Origin of the sequence: Erwinia sp. V90_4 (genome assembly GCF_029967685.1) — a bacterium.
Classification (GTDB): Bacteria; Pseudomonadota; Gammaproteobacteria; order Enterobacterales; family Enterobacteriaceae; genus Erwinia; species Erwinia aphidicola.
Map to the genome: position 1 here is coordinate 26,529 of NZ_JASCAQ010000033.1, position 18,025 is coordinate 44,553.

At 58.6% G+C, this 18,025-nt stretch carries 15 protein-coding genes and 1 riboswitch; of the genes, 11 read left to right on the forward strand and 4 right to left on the reverse strand.

The features are described 5' to 3' along the window. Window positions 1-68 precede the first annotated feature (68 nt). Window positions 69-1,421, reverse strand: coding sequence for a lysine-sensitive aspartokinase 3 (gene lysC, locus QLG07_RS02770; RefSeq protein ID WP_048917594.1), 1,353 nt, complete (start codon window positions 1,419-1,421; stop codon window positions 69-71). Window positions 1,422-1,511: 90 nt separating this feature from the next. Next, a riboswitch (Lysine riboswitch) is annotated at window positions 1,512-1,702 on the reverse strand. Between the two features lie 377 nt (window positions 1,703-2,079). Between lysC and pgi the strand changes: the two genes are divergently transcribed. The 6 genes from pgi to psiE all read left to right on the forward strand — a co-directional run bounded on the left by pgi (window position 2,080) and on the right by psiE (window position 8,926). Next, a complete protein-coding gene (gene pgi / locus QLG07_RS02775) occupies window positions 2,080-3,723 on the forward strand; it encodes a glucose-6-phosphate isomerase (RefSeq protein ID WP_048917593.1) in 1,644 nt (547 codons plus the stop codon). Between the two features lie 748 nt (window positions 3,724-4,471). Further along, on the forward strand, window positions 4,472-4,738 hold the full coding sequence (yjbE, locus tag QLG07_RS02780) for an exopolysaccharide production protein YjbE (protein WP_048917588.1): 267 nt from the start codon (window positions 4,472-4,474) through the stop codon (window positions 4,736-4,738). 78 nt (window positions 4,739-4,816) lie between these two features. Further along, window positions 4,817-5,461 carry a YjbF family lipoprotein gene (locus QLG07_RS02785; RefSeq protein ID WP_187498038.1) on the forward strand — a complete coding sequence of 215 codons (645 nt, stop codon included), beginning with the start codon at window positions 4,817-4,819 and terminating at the stop codon, window positions 5,459-5,461. Then, window positions 5,458-6,216, forward strand: a complete 759-nt coding sequence (locus tag QLG07_RS02790; protein ID WP_282468426.1) for a capsule biosynthesis GfcC D2 domain-containing protein — start codon at window positions 5,458-5,460, stop codon at window positions 6,214-6,216. Before QLG07_RS02785 ends, QLG07_RS02790 begins: the two co-directional genes overlap by 4 nt. Next, entirely contained in the window at window positions 6,216-8,309 is a 2,094-nt protein-coding gene (locus tag QLG07_RS02795; protein WP_048917585.1) for a YjbH domain-containing protein, read from the forward strand. The genes QLG07_RS02790 and QLG07_RS02795 overlap by 1 nt, the downstream gene beginning before the upstream one ends. A gap of 200 nt (window positions 8,310-8,509) precedes the next feature. Beyond that, window positions 8,510-8,926 (forward strand): phosphate-starvation-inducible protein PsiE, encoded by a 417-nt coding sequence (gene psiE / locus QLG07_RS02800; RefSeq protein ID WP_048917584.1) that lies wholly within the window; start codon window positions 8,510-8,512, stop codon window positions 8,924-8,926. A 78-nt stretch (window positions 8,927-9,004) separates the two neighbouring features. Here psiE and malG read toward each other — a convergent pair whose 3' ends face one another. Genes malG through malE form a run of 3 tightly spaced genes read right to left on the reverse strand, consistent with a single transcriptional unit; the run spans window position 9,005 to window position 12,654 of the window. After that, window positions 9,005-9,895: a maltose ABC transporter permease MalG gene (gene malG, locus QLG07_RS02805; RefSeq protein WP_048917583.1), complete on the reverse strand. Its 891-nt coding sequence runs from the start codon at window positions 9,893-9,895 to the stop codon at window positions 9,005-9,007. Between the two features lie 7 nt (window positions 9,896-9,902). Continuing rightward, window positions 9,903-11,435, reverse strand: a complete 1,533-nt coding sequence (malF, locus tag QLG07_RS02810; protein ID WP_282468427.1) for a maltose ABC transporter permease MalF — start codon at window positions 11,433-11,435, stop codon at window positions 9,903-9,905. Window positions 11,436-11,457: 22 nt separating this feature from the next. Then, a complete protein-coding gene (gene malE, locus QLG07_RS02815; RefSeq protein WP_048917581.1) occupies window positions 11,458-12,654 on the reverse strand; it encodes a maltose/maltodextrin ABC transporter substrate-binding protein MalE in 1,197 nt (398 codons plus the stop codon). Between the two features lie 330 nt (window positions 12,655-12,984). On the opposite strand from malE, the gene malK reads away from it, so the two are divergent. From malK to ubiA, 5 genes are all read left to right on the forward strand, one after another. Further along, complete coding sequence (malK, locus tag QLG07_RS02820) at window positions 12,985-14,115, forward strand: maltose/maltodextrin ABC transporter ATP-binding protein MalK (protein WP_253539485.1); 1,131 nt, start codon at window positions 12,985-12,987, stop codon at window positions 14,113-14,115. Window positions 14,116-14,133: 18 nt separating this feature from the next. Further along, a complete protein-coding gene (locus QLG07_RS02825) occupies window positions 14,134-15,417 on the forward strand; it encodes a maltoporin (RefSeq protein WP_048917579.1) in 1,284 nt (427 codons plus the stop codon). Between the two features lie 77 nt (window positions 15,418-15,494). Beyond that, a complete protein-coding gene (malM, locus tag QLG07_RS02830; RefSeq protein WP_099754521.1) occupies window positions 15,495-16,412 on the forward strand; it encodes a maltose operon protein MalM in 918 nt (305 codons plus the stop codon). Between the two features lie 213 nt (window positions 16,413-16,625). After that, on the forward strand, window positions 16,626-17,144 hold the full coding sequence (gene ubiC / locus QLG07_RS02835; RefSeq protein WP_282468428.1) for a chorismate lyase: 519 nt from the start codon (window positions 16,626-16,628) through the stop codon (window positions 17,142-17,144). 1 nt (window position 17,145) lies between these two features. Further along, window positions 17,146-18,015, forward strand: a complete 870-nt coding sequence (ubiA, locus tag QLG07_RS02840) for a 4-hydroxybenzoate octaprenyltransferase (protein ID WP_048917576.1) — start codon at window positions 17,146-17,148, stop codon at window positions 18,013-18,015. Window positions 18,016-18,025 lie beyond the last annotated feature (10 nt).

Genomic DNA, 18,025 nt, shown 5'->3' on the forward strand with positions numbered 1-18,025 from the left:
AAGGAGATCCGCGTCTAAGGCCTGTCTGATGCGGGCAAAAAAAAACCGGGCCAGGCCCGGTTTGAGTGTTACTCGAATAAATTTCGGTGCAGCGTCTGAACCACCTTCTCGGCATCGTTACCCGGTACCAGGAAGCAGAGGTTATAGCTGCTGGCGCCATAGCAGATCATGCGCAGATTGAACGGGTCGAGCACGCCAAACACCTCTTTACCCACGCCACACGCCTGCGACAGCTTGTTGCCGATAATCGCGATCAGCGCCAGGTTCTCTTCAACCTCAACGCGGCAAAGTGAGGAAAGCTCGGTGAGCAGCGCCTGTGAAAGCAGGCTGTCGCCGGTAGAGGTCGAGCCGGTGGTGTCCAGCGTCAGCGCCACGCTCACTTCGGAGGTGGTGATCAGGTCGACAGAAATCTGATGGCGCGCCAGGATGCTGAACAGTTCAGCCAGGAAGCCGTGCGTGTGCAGCATGCTCAGGCTGTGCAGCGTCAGCAGTGTCTGCTTGCGGCGCAGAGCCAGCGCGCGGAACAGCGGCGGGTTCTCGGTTTTGTTGCAGACGATAGTGCCGCCCGCAGCCGGGTCCTTACTGGAGCCGACAAACACCGGAATATCACGGCGTACCGCAGGCAGCAGAGTCGCCGGGTGCAGCACTTTGGCACCGAAGGTCGCCATTTCGGCGGCTTCTTCGAAGGTAATCACATCAATGCGCTTCGCCGCCGGCACCACGCGGGGATCGGTGGTGTAGATACCCGGCACATCGGTCCAGATATCAATGCGCGCAGCATTCAGCGCTTCGCCCAACAGCGCAGCGGTATAATCGCTGCCGCCGCGGCCCAACGTGGTGGTGCGGCCCTTCGCTTCGCTGCCAATAAAGCCCTGAGTCACAATCAGCGCTTCCGCAATGCGCGGCTGCAGCTGCACGCTAGCCAGCTCGGCGAGCGTCGCCACCTCCGGCGCGGCGCGACCAAAGTGGTCGTCGGTGCGCATCACTTTGCGCACGTCGAACCACTCTGCGGCAGCTTCGCGCTGGCGCAGGATCTCAACAAACAGCAGGGTGGACATCAGCTCACCGTGGCTGACCAGTTCGTCGGTCAGTGCGGTGGAATTGGCCAGTGCCGCCGCTTCGGACAGCATGGTGATGTTATCCAGCATGCGGTCGATTTCTTCGCGGATCACCGCTGGCTGGTTAAGCGAATCGATAATGGCGTACTGAATGCGGCGGATCTCATCCAGCAGGTAAGCGCGCTGCTCCTGCGGCTGGCCTTCAGCCAGAGAGACCAACAGATTAGTGACACCCGCAGACGCGGAAAGGACCACCAGACGAACGTCGGGGTTAGACAGCACGACATCGGCGCTGCGGTTCATAGCGTGGAAGTCGGCTACGCTGGTGCCGCCAAATTTCGCTACGATCAGGTTTTGAGACATTACGATGACTACCTTCGTGTCAGGATTTATTCCATCAGCTTGGCACAAGGGAAGGGCAGATGAGGGGAAGCCGAAGCATAAAGCGACGATTTACCCAGAAGCGCCCCACCTCGCCGCCCGACTACCGGACGTTGCTGGTGACAACCCAGAGGATTCAGCCCCTGTGGTCGATACGCCCCACTCCGCGTGGTTGGTACCTCGGCGTCGCTTCCCCCTGATGTGTCTTCACCGGATACGGCTCCTCCAACACACTACCTGGGCGACGCGCCTCTTCTGGCTTACGCACGTGGTGCATAAGTTGCGGACTAGAAATATCGGGTTATGCCTCCCCTGTCAACGCTTGTCGGCTGAGGATTATTCATTTTTGTTATGACCGCGCTGGTATCACTCGTGCTTATCACTTTTGTCAGCTAAATCACCGTTTAGACCATAAGCGTCAATTCTTATAAGCACGCCCCAGGCTATAATTTTTTTCCTTAACAGGGTATGAATAGTCATACTGAAACCCCTGGTGGGCACGATCCTCACCCGCCGAGTGCAAAATCGCGATGGGATGATTGCTGATACCTGTTGCAGGAAAAGGAAAGAGCCTGCTCCTTAACGGGTAACATGTCGTCCGATCTGAATGACGGTTCTTAAATAAAAAGAGTGTGTTGCTATGAAAAATATCAATCCGACACAAACCGCTGCCTGGCAGGCACTGCAGCAGCATTTTGAACAGATGAAAGATGTGCAGATTGCCGACCTGTTCGCGCAAGATGCCGACCGGTTTGCTAAATTCTCCGCCACTTTTGACGACCAGATGCTGGTGGATTTTTCCAAAAACCGCATCACCCAGGAAACCCTCGACAAGCTGCAAGCGCTGGCGAAAGAGACCGACCTGCAGGGCGCGATCAAGTCGATGTTCTCCGGCGAGAAGATCAACCGCACTGAAGATCGTGCAGTGCTGCACGTGGCGCTGCGCAACCGCAGCAACACCCCGATCATGGTTGATGGCAAAGATGTGATGCCGGAAGTCAACGCGGTGCTGGAAAAGATGAAAGGCTTCTCCGAGCGCATTATCAGCGGCGACTGGAAAGGCTACACCGGCAAAGCCATCACTGACGTGGTGAACATTGGTATCGGCGGCTCCGACCTCGGTCCGTTTATGGTCACCGAAGCACTGCGTCCATATAAGAACCACCTGAATATGCACTTCGTTTCCAACGTCGACGGCACCCATATTGCCGAAACGCTGAAAACGCTGAACCCGGAAACCACGCTGTTCCTCGTGGCCTCGAAAACCTTCACCACTCAGGAGACCATGACCAACGCCCACAGCGCGCGTGACTGGTTCCTGACCTCCGGTGAACAGGAAGACGTGGCGAAGCACTTTGCCGCGCTGTCGACCAACGCTAAGGCGGTCAGCGAGTTCGGGATTGATACTGACAACATGTTCGAGTTCTGGGACTGGGTCGGCGGCCGCTACTCACTGTGGTCGGCGATTGGCCTGTCGATCATCCTGTCTATCGGTTTCAGCAACTTTGAGAAGCTGCTGAGCGGCGCGCACGCGATGGACCGCCACTTTGCCGACACGCCGGAAGAGAAAAACCTGCCGGTGCTGCTGGCGCTGATCGGCATCTGGTACAACAACTTCTTTGGTGCTGAAACCGAAGCGATCCTGCCGTACGACCAGTATATGCACCGCTTTGCCGCCTATTTCCAGCAGGGCAACATGGAGTCCAACGGCAAGTACGTTGACCGTAACGGCACGCCGGTAACTTACGAAACGGGTCCGATTATCTGGGGCGAGCCGGGCACTAACGGCCAGCATGCGTTCTACCAGCTGATCCACCAGGGCACTAAGCTTATCCCTTGCGACTTTATTGCTCCGGCGAACACCCACAACAAGCTGGGCGATCATCACAGCAAGCTGCTGTCGAACTTCTTTGCCCAGACCGAAGCGCTGGCGTTTGGTAAAGCGCGTGACGTGGTAGAGAAAGAGTTTGCCGATGCCGGAAAAGATGCGCAGTCCGTCGAGCACGTGGTGCCGTTCAAAGTGTTTGAAGGTAACCGCCCGACCAACTCCATCCTGCTGCGTGATATCACGCCGTTCAGCCTCGGCGCGCTGATTGCGCTATATGAGCATAAGATCTTCACTCAGGGCGCAATTCTCAACATCTTTACCTTCGATCAGTGGGGCGTTGAGCTGGGCAAACAGCTGGCTAACCGCATCCTGCCGGAACTCTCCGGCGCGGATAACGTCACCAGCCACGACAGCTCTACCAATGGCCTGATTAACCGCTATAAGTCCTGGCGTTAATTCTCCCTCGAAGGGGCGAGGTGTGCCTCGCCCTGGGTCAGGCGTGCCTGAACCCTACAAATCCGCATACCCGTGAACCGTAGGGGTCGACCATTTTTTCCGGTCGACCCGTTCCGATGGCCTGCACCGGCCATAATGAAGACCATTTTTTCGGTCGACCCGTTCCGATGGCCTGCACAATATTGCCGAACCCCCATTTACTGGGGGTTTTTTATTTTATGGTATTTGCTGGTACTGGTTGACAGCCGGGCAGCCCCCTGTCAGCGATAATCCCACCGTCATCTCGCCGTAAAACCCCCCCAAAGATGAGTAAAGTTTGCGTTTTTGAGATGGGCATATTCCTAAAATTGCGCAAAATCGCCCGATTTTGCGGCAGAAAATTCTGAATCTGGCCGCTGTTTACAGGGGCTAAACTCGGTCATTCTCTGTGATTATCTTCATGTTTTTAAATGGATTATTACAAAGATAATGCCATTTGCTACCGTCATGTCATTAATATTTCATCTGGCTGGGATTTTTAGCCTGTGGCGCCAGATTTAAATTAAATATTGGTATTAATCTCCGTTTAAGGCACTTATGTAGATAAATATCTGCCTTAACCGCAACTTTCCCGCCATTTACCAGTGTTTTACACCATCTCTTTCCGCGCCGGATGGCCCGCTGCTTTCTGATAATTTATTCCTCATACTGGTGTCGCCAGGTGCCATCCAGGCCCTGGTATCCATTCATTTAATGAAGGGAAAGTGTGATGAAAAAAGTCTTATGGGCTACTGCAGCCATAGTGTACTTAGCGAGTGCTTCGGGCGCGTTTGCCGCAGAAGCAGCTGGCGCATCAGCGACAGAGACCGGTGCAGCTGCCGGTGCTGAAGCCGGTGCGATGTCGGCCGGTGTAACCACTGCCGTTGGTATTGGTGCTGCTGGCGCTCTGGCCGGTATTGCGCTGGCCGCGAGCAGCGGTGGTAATGGTTCCAATACCGGAACCACGACCACCACGACCACAAGCACCACCCGCTAAGTACAAAAAATTAATCATAACCACACGCTTGTGTGGTTATTTTCAGCCTTGTTCTACTTTGCTCAGGGACACACACAGGTGCGAAACCTTCCACTGCTGATCCTCTGCCTGCTGCTTCAGGCCTGTACTCAAACGCAAAAAGGATTGGGTGAAACCGTCAAGCTGGCATTTCTCGGCGCTGACGACATCCAGATGACTAACCAACAAATCGATAGTTTGCCCTACGCCAGCATGTATTTGCGCGTCAATGACGGCCAGCAAATCTTCGTGGTGCTCGGCTTCAACGAGAACGGCCAGCAGAAGTGGATCACCCGCGATCGGGCGATGCTGGTGACCCAGCATGGTCGTCTGGTGAAAACGCTGGGCATGGCCGATAACCTCAATGACGTCAGTAATCTGGCTAACGACCCGCTGCGTGATGCGCTGCATCTTAGCGATGGGGCCAGCTGGGCACGGGCGATGAGCTGGACGGAAAACGGCCAGCCGCGCGCCGGCAGCGCGACATCCCGCTTTACCCGCCTGAAGGATGAGGTGCTGCAGCTGGCCGGTGAGCCGGTGGCGTGCCGCGTGTGGCAGGAAGAGGTCAGCGCCGACGACGGCCACGCCTGGCGCAATACGTTCTGGATTGATACCACCAGCGGGCAGGTCCGTCAGGCCCGGCAGATGCTGGGTGCGGACACTATCCCGGTTGAATTCACTATCCTGAAGCCTGCGAAATCATGAAAAAAACCCTAACAACTCTTCTCGCAGGGATAGTGGCATCGCTGTCGCTGCAGGCTGTGGCGGATAGCCAGGTCACGGTATTTTATCCCGGGCAAACGGTACCGGTGGCGATCGTCCACGCCGAAAATCTCGCTCAACTGGTCACCAGCCCGGTACTCCAGCAGAAAACCTGGTGGCCCGGCACGGTGATAAGCGAAAAGCTGGCTACGGCGGTGGCAGTACAGCAGCAGCAGTTGCTGATGGCGCGCCTGCAGGCGTGGCGCGACGAATTGAACAGTGACGGTGACGGCGAACAGGCGGCCATCGTGGACAACGTGCGTCAGCAGATCGCGGCGCTAAAAGTGACAGGACGGCAGAGAGTCAATCTCGACCCGGACTGGGTGCGCTTACGGCCAGAGGCTAACCGCACGCTGCAGGGCGAGTACAGCGTTTATACCCTGGAAAAACCCTCCTCGGTGACGCTGGCCGGAGTGGTGGAGAAGGCGGGCAATACGCCGTGGGCGGCCGGGCGATCCGTGGTGGATTACCTCGATGCTCATCCACGCATGAGCGGCGGCGAGCGCAACACCGCGCAGGTGATCTCCCCGGCGGGTGACGTGAGCGAGGTGCCCGTGGCTTACTGGAATCGACGTCACTACGAGCCGCAGCCGGGTAGCATCATCTTTGTTGGCTTCTCCTCCTGGACGCTGCCGAGCGCCTATGCCGATCTCAACCAGCAGATCGTTTCTGTTTTGACGCACCGGATCCCTGACTGATGAAAAAACGTTATCTTCTCAGCCTGCTGTCATTTTCCGTCGCCTGTGCCTGCCAGGCGCAGGCGGCCACCTGGCCCGACCCGATCGGCCCCTCCCAGTCCGACTTCGGCGGCGTGGGCCTGATGCAGGTGCCGACCGCGCGTATGGCAAAAGAGGGCGAGTTCAGCCTTAACTATCGCTACAACGACCAGTACCATTTCTACTCCTCCTCGGTGCAGCTGTTCCCGTGGCTGGAAGCCACCATCCGCTACACCGACGTAAAAACCCGCGAGTACAGCGCGGTGTCGAGCTTCTCGGGGGATCAGACCTATAAAGATAAAGCGTTCGACCTCAAGCTGCGGCTGTGGGAAGAGGGCTTCTGGCTGCCGGAAGTCTCGGTGGGCTCGCGCGATCTCGGCGGTACCGGGCTGTTCGACAGTGAATACCTGGTGGCGACCAAAGCCTGGGGACCGTTTGATTTCACCCTTGGCCTCGGCTGGGGCTACATCGGTAACAGCGGCACCATCAAGAACCCGTTCTGCTCCGCCAGTGAAAAATACTGCTACCGCACTGAAGGCAACGGCACCGCCGGTTCGGTCAGCGGCAGCGATATGTTCAAAGGCCCGACGGCGCTGTTTGGCGGCATCGAATACCAGACCCCGTGGCAGCCGCTGCGCCTGAAAATGGAGTACGAAGGCAACGACTACCAGGATGATTTTGCCGGTCGTCTGGAGCAGAAGAGCAAGTTCAACGTCGGGGCAATTTACCGCCTCACCGACTGGGCAGACGTCAACGTCAGCTATGAGCGTGGCAACACCTTTATGGCGGGCTTTACCCTGCGCACCAACTTCAACGACCTGCATCAAAACCAGCGCGACACGCCGAAGCCGGAGTACAATCCGCAGCCGCAGGATCGCTTCCTCGACCCGACGGTGACCGCCAGCCAGCTGACCGACCTGAAGTACAATGCCGGGCTTAACGCGCCGAATATTCAGGTGGATGGCAGCACCATGACCGTCACCGGCGAACAGTATAAATATCGCGATACCCAGCGCGGCGTCGATCGCGCCAACGTGATCCTCGCCAATCATCTGCCGTCAGGTATTGAGACGCTGCGCGTCACCCAGACGCGCAGCAACATGCCGCAGGTTACTACCGAAACCAACGTCGGCAGCCTGCAACGCCAGCTGGCAGGCTATCCGCTCGGGCGTGAAGAGACGCTACAGCAGCAGCGGGTAAATCCGGTCAGGCTGGGCCATACCGAGCAGGGCTTCCGCATTGACGGCGACCGTCTCAACTACAGCCTGTCGCCGGTGCTTAACCAGTCGGTAGGCGGCCCGGAAAGTTTTTATCTGTACCAGGTGGGGGTGATGGCCAATGCCAGCTTCTGGCTGACCGACCACCTGCTGCTGGACGGCAGCCTGTTCGGCAACCTGACCAACAACTACGACAAGTTTAACTACAACGGCGCCCCGTCCGACTCCTCGCTGCCGCGCGTGCGTACCCACATTCGCGACTACGTGGAAAACAACGTCTATGTGAATAACCTGCAGGCCAACTACATGCGCGAGCTGGGCAACGGTTTCTACGGTCAGCTGTACGGCGGCTATCTGGAGACCATGTACGGCGGCGTGGGTGGGGAAGTGCTGTATCGTCCGCTGGATGCCAGCTGGGCGGTGGGCGTCGATGCCAATTACGTCAAGCAGCGTGACTGGGACAATATGATGCAGTTCACCGACTATACGGCGAAGGTGGGCAACATTACCGGTTACTGGCAGCCGTGGTTTATGCGCAACGTGCTGGTGAAAGCCAGCGTCGGGCAGTACCTGGCGGAAGATAAAGGCGTGACGGTCGACGTGTCGAAGCGCTTCGACAGCGGCATTATCGTTGGCGCTTACGCTACCAAAACCAACGTCTCGGCGGAGGAGTACGGCGAGGGTGACTTCACCAAAGGCTTCTATATTTCGGTGCCGATGGATGTGTTCAGCGTGTCGCCAACCCGTGGCCGTGCGCAGGTTAACTGGACGCCGCTGACGCGCGATGGCGGTCAGATGCTGGGCCGTAAGTACCAGCTGTACGATATGACCACCGACCGCGACGCCAACTACCGTTAACCACCCGCTTGATGTCGGGGGCGACCTTCTCTTCTGGTCGCCCCGGTTTGACGGGCTGACCGAAAAGGAGGGTCAGCCCCTACGTGTCACATCCTGTAAAATGCCTTTGCCCAATCGAAATGTTGTGATCTGCGTCACGCTCAAGCATATTGTATCCGTCGGCATTCCCGACGGATAACAATGACTTTGAGGCACCCGAGATGACTTCCCAAGACCGTAACACGCCCGCCACCCGGCTGGCCTTTGCCCTGCAAATGGTATTAAACACCGGCCTGATCGTGCTGGCCTGTATCCTGATCATCTTCCTCGGCAAAGAGACCATCCACCTCGGCAATGTGCTGCTCAACACCGGCGAGCAGACCTCGTCGTATCTGCTGATTGAAGGCATCGTTATCTACTTCCTTTACTTCGAGTTTATCGCCCTGATCATTAAATACTTCCAGTCGGGCTACCACTTCCCGCTGCGCTACTTTGTTTATATCGGCATCACCGCGATTATCCGCCTGATTATCGTCGACCATAAAAACCCGTTCGACACCCTGGCCTATTCCATAGCCATCCTGATCTTAGTGGTCACGCTGTGGCTGGCGAACAGCAACCGGCTGAAGCGCGAATAAAAAAACAGGCGATCCGAAGATCGCCTGAAGACACAGGGTAACGCTAAGCACTCTCGCAGTGGCAACAACAAAATCGAATTAACCCTTTACGCCGCCCGCCGTCAGGCCATTGACCAGCCAGCGCTGGGCGACAATAAACACCAGCGTAATCGGCAGCGCCGACAGCACCGCCGCCGCGGCAAAATCGCCCCACAGATAGTTCTGCGGATTCAGATACTGCTGCATGCCGACCGCCAGCGTGTAGCTGTTAACATCGCGCAGCAGCAGCGAGGCGACCGGCACTTCGGTAACGGCAGCAATAAACGACAGAATAAACACCACCGCCAGAATCGGCACCGACAGCGGCAGCAGGATCAGACGGAACGCCTGCCACGGCGTGGCACCGTCCAGCGCCGCTGCTTCTTCCAGCGAGCCATCGATCGTTTCGAAATAGCCCTTAATCGTCCAGACATGCAGCGCGATACCGCCCAGATAGGCGAAGATCAGCCCGGCATGGGTATTCAGCCCGATAAATGGCAGATACTGGCCAAGGCGGTCAAACAGCGCATACAGCGCCACCAGCGACAGCACCGCCGGGAACATCTGGAAAATCAGCATCCCCTTCAGCAGGCTGGCTTTGCCGCGAAAGCGCATGCGGGCAAAGGCATAAGCGCAGGTGGTGGAGAGGGCGACGATGCCGACGGCGGTGATCGCCGCGACCTTCACCGAATTCCACAGCCACAGCAGCACCGGGAACGGCGGCGGCGTCACGCTGCCGTTCTCATGCGTCACCGCAAAGCCGAGCGCCAGCTTCCAGTGATCCCAGGAAATATGCTCCGGCAGCAGCGAGCCAATCGCATAGTTGCCGGGGCGCAGCGAAATGGCGATCACCATCAGCAGCGGATACATAATCACCGCGACAAACGCCAGCAGCAGCAGGTGGGTCAGCAGCAGCCGCAGCTTTTGCGATTTAGGTTGCACGACAGCCATATCTACCTCACTCGATTTTCATACGCGTGGCTTTCAGGTTCAGCACCGCCAGCCCGCCAACTAACAGGAAGATCAGCGTGGCAATCGCCGCCGCCAGGCCAAAGTCCTGCCCGCCGCCGCCCTCAAAGGCGATGCGCCAGGTGTAGCTCACCAGCAGGTCGGTATAGCCCGCCGGAGTGGTGGTGCCAAGCCGGTCCGGGCCGCCGTTGGTCAGCAGCTGGATCAGCACAAAGTTATTAAAGTTAAAGGCGAAGCTGGCAATCATCAGCGGCGTCAGCGGCTTGAGCAGCAGCGGTAGCGTGATGCGGAAGAAGTTCTGCCCTGGCGTGGCGCCGTCGAGCGCTGAGGCCTCATAGAGATCGTCCGGGATCGCCTTCAGCAGCCCCATGCACAGAATCATCATGTACGGATAGCCAAGCCAGGTATTGACGATCACCAGCATGCCGCGCGCCAGCGTCGGGTCGCTAAACCAGGCCGGTTTTATCCCCAGCAGGCTTTGCAGCATGATATTGATCTCGCCGAAGCTCTGGTTGAACAACCCTTTGAAGATCAGAATCGAGATAAACGCCGGGACCGCATACGGCAGGATCAGCAGCAGGCGATAGGTGGCGCGGCCGCGCAGTGCTTCCCACTGCATCAGGCAGGCCAGCACCATGCCCACGGCGGTGGTCAGCAGAACCGTCAGCAGTGAGAACACCACGGTCCAGACGAAGATCGCCAGGAACGGTTTCTGAATGCCATCGTCGGTCATCACCCGCAGGAAGTTTTTCCAGCCGATCGGCACGGTATAGCCCGGGCTGAGACGCTCGCCGCTCCACTGCTGCGCGGCGTCTTTTGCCTGATAAAACCCGCTGGCGTCGTTCGGCCAGTAAACCGTGCCGTTCTGCTGATTGGTCAGCTCACCCGCGCTGCCCAGCTTGTAGAGCGGCTGGCTGGCGGAAAACTGGCGCAGTGAACTCATGCGCAGGCGGCTGCCGTCCGGCAGCGTGGCGCTGATGCGCGCCAGTGCCTGGCGGTTCTGCGTCACCACGCGCAGCATGGCTCGCTCGCCCGGAGGGTTGCTGCTCTGCGCTTGCAGCGTCAGAGACAGGTCTTTCTGCTCATCGAACGAGAACGGCGCAGAGAGGAAACGCTGCTGATTGTCGTCGCTGAGCTGTAAAATCCACTGATTGCCCGCCGGCCACAGGCTGAAGCTGTAGTGCTCCCCGGCCTGGTACTGACGGTCCAGCAGCACCGTCTGCGCCCGTTCAAAGGTCAGCTGGTTGGTGCTGCTGTAGTTGGTAAAGGCAATGGCAATGGTGGCCGCCAGCGGGAACAGGACGAACAGCGCCATGCCCGCCAGCCCCGGATACACATAGCGCCAGGCGCTGGCGCGGCGCTGGGCGAAAATCACCAGCCCGGTGCTGAGCACAATCAGCGTCAGGGCGGCAAACAGCGTTTCGCCCTGCGCATACATCAGCACCACCAGATAACCGGTGAAAATGGCAAACAGGCTGATAACAAGCCACTTCAGGGCGTTCTGTCCGGCTGGCTTCACCATACGAGATTCCTTATCCGGTGGGTTATTTGGTGATGCGCGTCTGCGCGTCTTTCAGCGCGGCATCCACCGTCTGACGGCCATTAATCGCATTCAGCACCGCCGTGCGCTCGGCATACCAGAAGGCGCTCATCTGCGGCACGTTCGGCATGATTTCACCCTTCTGCGAGTTGGCCATGGTGGCGGCGATTTTCGGATCCTGCGCCAGCTTTTCCTGCATCGACTTCAGCGCCACGGCACCCAGCGGCTTATCGGCGTTAACTTTCGCCAGCCCGTCATCGGTCAGCAGATAGTTTTCGATAAACTCTTTCGCCAGCTCTTTGTTCGGACTGGCGGCGTTGATGCCCGCGCTCAGCACGCCAACAAACGGTTTCGACGGCTGGCCTTTAAAGGTCGGCAGCAGGGTAACGCCGTAGTTGATTTTGGCGCTGTCGATATTGCCCCACGCCCACGGGCCGTTGATGGTCATCGCCGTTTCGCCCTTGTTAAAGGCGGCTTCGGCAATGGCAAAGTCGGTATCGGCATTCAGGTGTTTGTTTTTAATCAGATCGACGAGGAACTGTAAGCCCTCCTGCGAGCCTTTGTTCGCCACGCCAACATCCTTCAGGTCATAGCTGCCGTCAGGTTTTTTCTTGAAGGCGTAGCCACCGTCAGCGGCGGTGAGTGGCCAGGTGAAATAGGGTTCCTGCAGGTTAAACATGATGGCGCTTTTGCCTTTGGCGCGCAGCTGCTTGTCGAGCGCCGGGATCGCTTCCCAACTTTTTGGCGGCTCGGGCAGCAGGTCTTTGTTGTAGATCAGCGACAGCGCTTCGGCAGCAATCGGGTAGCCAATCAGCTTACCGTTAAAACGTACCGCGTCCCAGGTGAAGGGGTAGAGCTTGTCCTGGAAGGCTTTATCCGGCGACACCTCCGCCAGCAGGCCGGACTGCGCGTAGCCGCCAAAGCGGTCATGCGCCCAGAAGATAATGTCCGGGCCGTCCCCGGTGGCCGCCACCTGCGGATACTTCTCTTCCAGCTTGTCCGGGTGCTCTACCGAGACCTTAATGCCGGTATCCTGCTCAAACTTCTTCCCGACTTCCGCCAGACCGTTGTAGCCCTTGTCGCCGTTGATCCAGATAACCAGTTTGCCCTCTTCAATCTTTGCCAGCGCCGTCGCCGGGAGCAGCGCGCAGGTCAGGCTGCACAGCAGCAGGGTTTTCGTACTTAATCTGAACTTCGCCATATTTCGTTCCTCTAAGTGTGAGAAGCCGGGATGTGCCCGCAGTCTGCGGTTAATGCACGCAACTGGCTTCCTCCCTGCGTCTACTCCCCCCAATTACGTTATGTGATCGCGCTTACATAAGCGTGAAATCTGCGTGTGCGCGCACAAAAAACACCCCCTGATTTTGCCCGTGACGTCACGAATTTCCGCCGCCGCCCCGGCTTGCCCTCATGCTGCCCGTTTCCTCATCCTCCTTTCTCCTCCCCCATAAAAAAGCGCCCGGTGGAGGAGTTGCCGCGCCGCCGCCTGCCGCACACTCCGGCCATCGAACAGCGTGGAAGGGAGAGGCAGATGGCCAGCGTGGTGCTGAATAATGTCACCAAAGCATGGGGTGACGTGGTGGTATCAGATGCGATTGACCTGACGATTGCCGAAGGGGAATTCGTGGTGTTTGTCGGTCCTTCGGGCTGCGGCAAGTCAACGCTGCTGCGGATGATTGCCGGGCTGGAGGAGATCACCTCCGGCGAGCTGCTGATTGGCGAGCGCCGCATGAATGAAGTGCCGCCCGCCGGGCGCGGCGTCGGCATGGTGTTCCAGTCATACGCGCTCTATCCCCATCTGACCGTGGCGGAAAACATGTCCTTCGGCCTGAAGCTGGCCGGGGTGCCGAAAGCGCAAATCCAGCAGCGGGTGAACCAGGTCGCCGAAGTGCTACAGCTGGCGCACCTGCTGGAACGCCAGCCGAAAGCGCTCTCCGGCGGCCAGCGTCAGCGCGTGGCAATCGGCCGCACGCTGGTGGCAGAGCCGCAGGTATTCCTGCTGGATGAACCCTTGTCAAACCTCGATGCCGCGCTGCGCGTGCAGATGCGCATTGAGATCTCCCGCCTGCATAAGCGCTTACAGCGCACCATGATTTACGTCACTCACGACCAGGTAGAAGCGATGACGCTGGCCGACAAAATCGTGGTGCTGGAGGGCGGTCGCATTGCCCAGATCGGTAAACCGCTCGAGCTGTACCACTATCCCGCCAACCGCTTCGTTGCCGGGTTTATCGGCTCGCCGAAGATGAACTTCCTGCCGGTCAAAGTGACCGCCACCGCCATTGATCAGGTGCAGGTTGAGCTGCCGAATCGCCAACAGATCTGGCTACCCGTCTCCAGTGACGGCGTGCAGCCCGGCAGCAATATGTCGCTTGGCATTCGCCCCGAGCACCTGCTGCCGAGCGAGGTCGCCGACGTCACGCTCGCCGGTGTGGTGCAGGTGGTCGAACAGCTCGGCCACGAAACCCAGATCCATATCCAGATCCCCGCGCTGCGTCAGAACCTGGTTTACCGCCAGAACGACGTGGTGCTGGTAGAAGAAGGTGCCCATTACGCCATCGGCCTGCCGCCCCAGCGTTGCCATCTGTTTCGCGAAGATGGTCGTGCCTGTCGCCGGCTGCATCAGGAACCGGGTGTTGAAGCACTCCAGCAAAAGCAGTGATAACAGGAGTCAAACAGAATGATTAAGCTGAAATATCCTCTGGCAGTGGCCATTGCGATGGCCATCTCCGGCCAGGCAGCGGCGGTAGATTTTAAAGGCTATGCGCGTTCAGGCATCGGCTGGACCGGCAGCGGCGGCGAGCAGCAGTGCTTCCAGGCGACCGGGGCCAACAGCAAATACCGTCTGGGTAACGAATGTGAAACCTACGCCGAATTAAAACTCGGGCAGGAGCTGTGGAAAGAGGGCGATAAGAGCTTCTACTTCGACACCAACCTGGCCTATGCCGTGTCTCAGCGTTCAGATTTCGAAAGCGTCGATCCCGGCTTTCGTGAAGTGAACGTGCAGGGTAAAAACCTGATCGAGTGGCTGCCAGGTTCTACCCTGTGGGCGGGTAAACGCTTCTATCAGCGTCATGACGTCCATATGATCGACTTCTACTACTGGGACATCTCCGGGCCGGGTGCCGGTCTGGAAAACGTCGATCTCGGCTTCGGTAAACTGTCGATGGCAGTGACACGTAACGGCGAAGCAGGCGGCTCTTACGGCTTTATCGATAACCAGCAGAACCAGGTGCCGACCATTAACGACACCTTCGACGTGCGGCTTGCCGAGCTGAATACTAACCCGGGCGGCGTGCTGGAGTTCGGCGTCGACTACGGTCGTGCTAACGTGCAGGACGGCTACTCGCTGGCCGACGGCGCCACCAAAGATGGCTGGATGCTGACCGCAGAACATACCCAGACTATCTACAACGGCTACAACAAGTTTGTCGTGCAGTACGCGACCGATGCGCTGACCTCCCAGCGTAACGGCCGTACCGAAGGTTCCAGCATTGATAACAACGGCAAAATGATGCGCTTAATCGACCATGGCGCGCTCGACTTCAATGACAAATGGGGCCTGATGTACGTGGCGATGTTCCAGGATGTGGACCGCGACAACCAGAACGGCACCACCTGGTACACCGCCGGCGTGCGCCCGATGTACAAATGGACGCCAATCATGAGCACCCTGCTGGAGCTCGGCTATGACAACGTCAAGTCGCAGGAAACCGGCGATCGCAACAGCCAGTATAAAGTGACCCTTGCCCAGCAGTGGCAGGCCGGTGACAGCATCTGGTCGCGCCCGGCAATCCGCCTGTTCGCTACCTACGCCAAGTGGGATGAGAAGTGGGGCTACGCCACGGCGGACGATACCGGCTTCACCTCCGGCACCGCCTACAACGATACCAGCGCCAAAACCTTCAGCCGCGGAAACGATGACGAAGTCACCTTCGGCGTGCAGATGGAAGCCTGGTGGTAACCCCTGCCTGACCGCATGTTTTACCCCGATGTTGCATTGCCTGGCGGCATCGGGGTTGTCCGTTTGAGGAACCTAAAATGAAAAAAAATCTGCTGTCTCTCTGCCTGATCGCCGCGCTTGGCCTCGGTGCAGCCCCGCTGTCGCAGGCGGAAACCTTCACTTCTCCGACTAACGTGGCGGTGGCACCGAGCATCCCGGCGGACGCGCTTCAGCGCCTCTCCTGGCTGCCGATGACGCCGCCTGTCTCGAACGATATCCAGCTGAACGCCTCGTCGCAGTCGCTCAACCAGGGCGAAATCACCGGCCCGGTTGCCGCCGTGACGCTGCCCGCCGATCGCGGCTCGCTGGAGATTACCCTCACCAGCGTGGTGAAAGACAAGCGCGTATACGTGCCGAACGTGCTGGTGCTGGATGAGCAGAAACGCCCGGCGGCCTTCTATCCCGGTAGCTACTTCCCGTATGAAAAACCCGGCGTGGTGTCGATGGACAGGCTGGAGGGAACGCTGAAGCTCACCCCGGCGCTGGGCCAGAAGCAGATCTATCTGCTGATCTACACCACCCGTCAGGATCTGACCACCACCACCCAGCTGAAAAATCCAGCAAAAGCCTACGCGGAAGGGGTGGGTAATGCGGTGCCGTCAATCCCCGATCCGGTGGCGACTCACGTCAGCGATGGCCTGATCAAGCTAAAGGTTAAGGCGGAGCAGGGTAGCGGCAACATTATGATAGGCCAGGTGTTTAACCAGCCTGAACCGCAGCCGGTGGTGGTTGGCGGCAGCGCACCCGCCAGCGCTCCGGCTCCGGCGGCGTCAGCGCCTGCAGCCAAAGGCGAACCGATGCTCAGCGATACCGAAAGCTACTTCAACCAGGGCATCCGCCAGGCGGCGAAAGCGGGCGATATCGACAAAGCCCTGCGCCTGATGAATGAAGCTGAGCGTTTAGGCTCCACCTCAGCGCGCAAAACCTTTATCAGCAGTGTGAAAGGCAAGGGCTAAGCTCTGCCCCGCCATGGGCTGCAAGCCCATGGCGGGGGACGGCGTGAAACCCCGCACTGCTGTTGTGGCGGGATGACTGGTGCGCTGCGTTATCGGGCGCACTTTTTTTCACGCTTTTTCCTGACAAAATTCCTCACTTTTACCGCGCTTTAATAGGTTTGCCCCCGGGGTGTGCGATACACTCAGGCATCAAAAGTTTTACGGAGAAGTGTTATGGCTGATAACGCGCTGTCGCTGTTGCGCGCGATCAACTGGCTACCGAACTCATCACCCCTGCTAACCGCCCCCCTGCTCGACTGGCTGATGGAAGTTGATTCCATGACCCGCCGCTTTGAGCGTCACTGCCAGTGCGTGACGGTTAACCTGCTGCGTGAAGGGTTTGTTGGCGCTGAGGAAGCGGGAGAGGATGCGGCGCTGCTGCCGGATGAGTCTCAATACTGGCTGCGGGAAATCGAGCTGTGTGGCGATGGCGTGCCGTGGCTGGTGGCGCGCACCCTGGTGCCGGAATCGACCCTCAACGGCCCGGAGCAAAAGCTCCAGCAGCTCGGCACTGTCCCGCTCGGGCGCTATCTGTTTGCCACCTCGACCCTGACGCGCGATTTTATTGACGTTGGCCACAGTGCTGGACTGTGGGGGCGGCGCTCGCGCCTGCGCCTGGCGGGCAAACCGCTGCTGTTAACCGAACTGTTTTTACCGCCTTCACCGCTCTACGCCAGCCTGGAGGCCAAGTAGCATGGAGAGAACGTTGCCAATGAGTAAGCTGTCGGCATATAGCCGCCTGATGCGCATCGATAAACCGATTGGCTCGCTGCTGCTGCTGTGGCCAACGCTGTGGGCGCTGTGGCTGTCCGGCATGCAGATGCCGCCACTCAATGTGCTGCTGGTGTTCGTGCTGGGCGTATTCTTTATGCGCGCCGCGGGCTGCGTGGTGAATGACTTTGCCGACCGTAAAATTGACGGCCACGTTAAGCGCACGCGCGGGCGCCCGCTGCCGAGCGGCGCGGTCAGCAGTAAAGAGGCCAAAGTGCTGTTTGCCGTGCTGGTGCTCATCTCCTTTGCGCTGGTGCTGACCATGAACCGCCTGACTATCTGGCTGTCATTTGGTGGCCTGGCGCTGGCGTGGATGTACCCGTTTATGAAGCGCCATACCCATCTGCCGCAGGTGGTGCTCGGTGCGGCGTTTGGCTGGTCGATCCCGATGGGCTGGGCGGCAGTGAGCGGCAGCGTGCCGCTGAACTGCTGGCTGCTGTTCCTCGCCAATATCTGCTGGACCGTGGCCTACGACACGCAGTATGCGATGGTCGACCGCGATGACGACCTGAAGATCGGCGTGAAATCGACGGCAATCCTGTTTGGGCGCTTCGACAATTTGATTAACGGCGTGCTGCAGCTGGCGGCGCTGGGCCTGTTGGCGCTGGTTGGCATGCGTAGCGGGCTGGGCAGTGCCTTCTACTGGTCGATGCTGGTGGCGGCGGGGTTGTTTGTTTATCAACAGAAGCTGACCGCCAATCGCCAGCGCGAGCTGTGCTTCAAGGCGTTTCTCAATAATAACTGGGTAGGCTTCACGCTGTTCGTCGGCGTGGTGCTGGGCATCTGGCAGTAGCGGGTCGGGC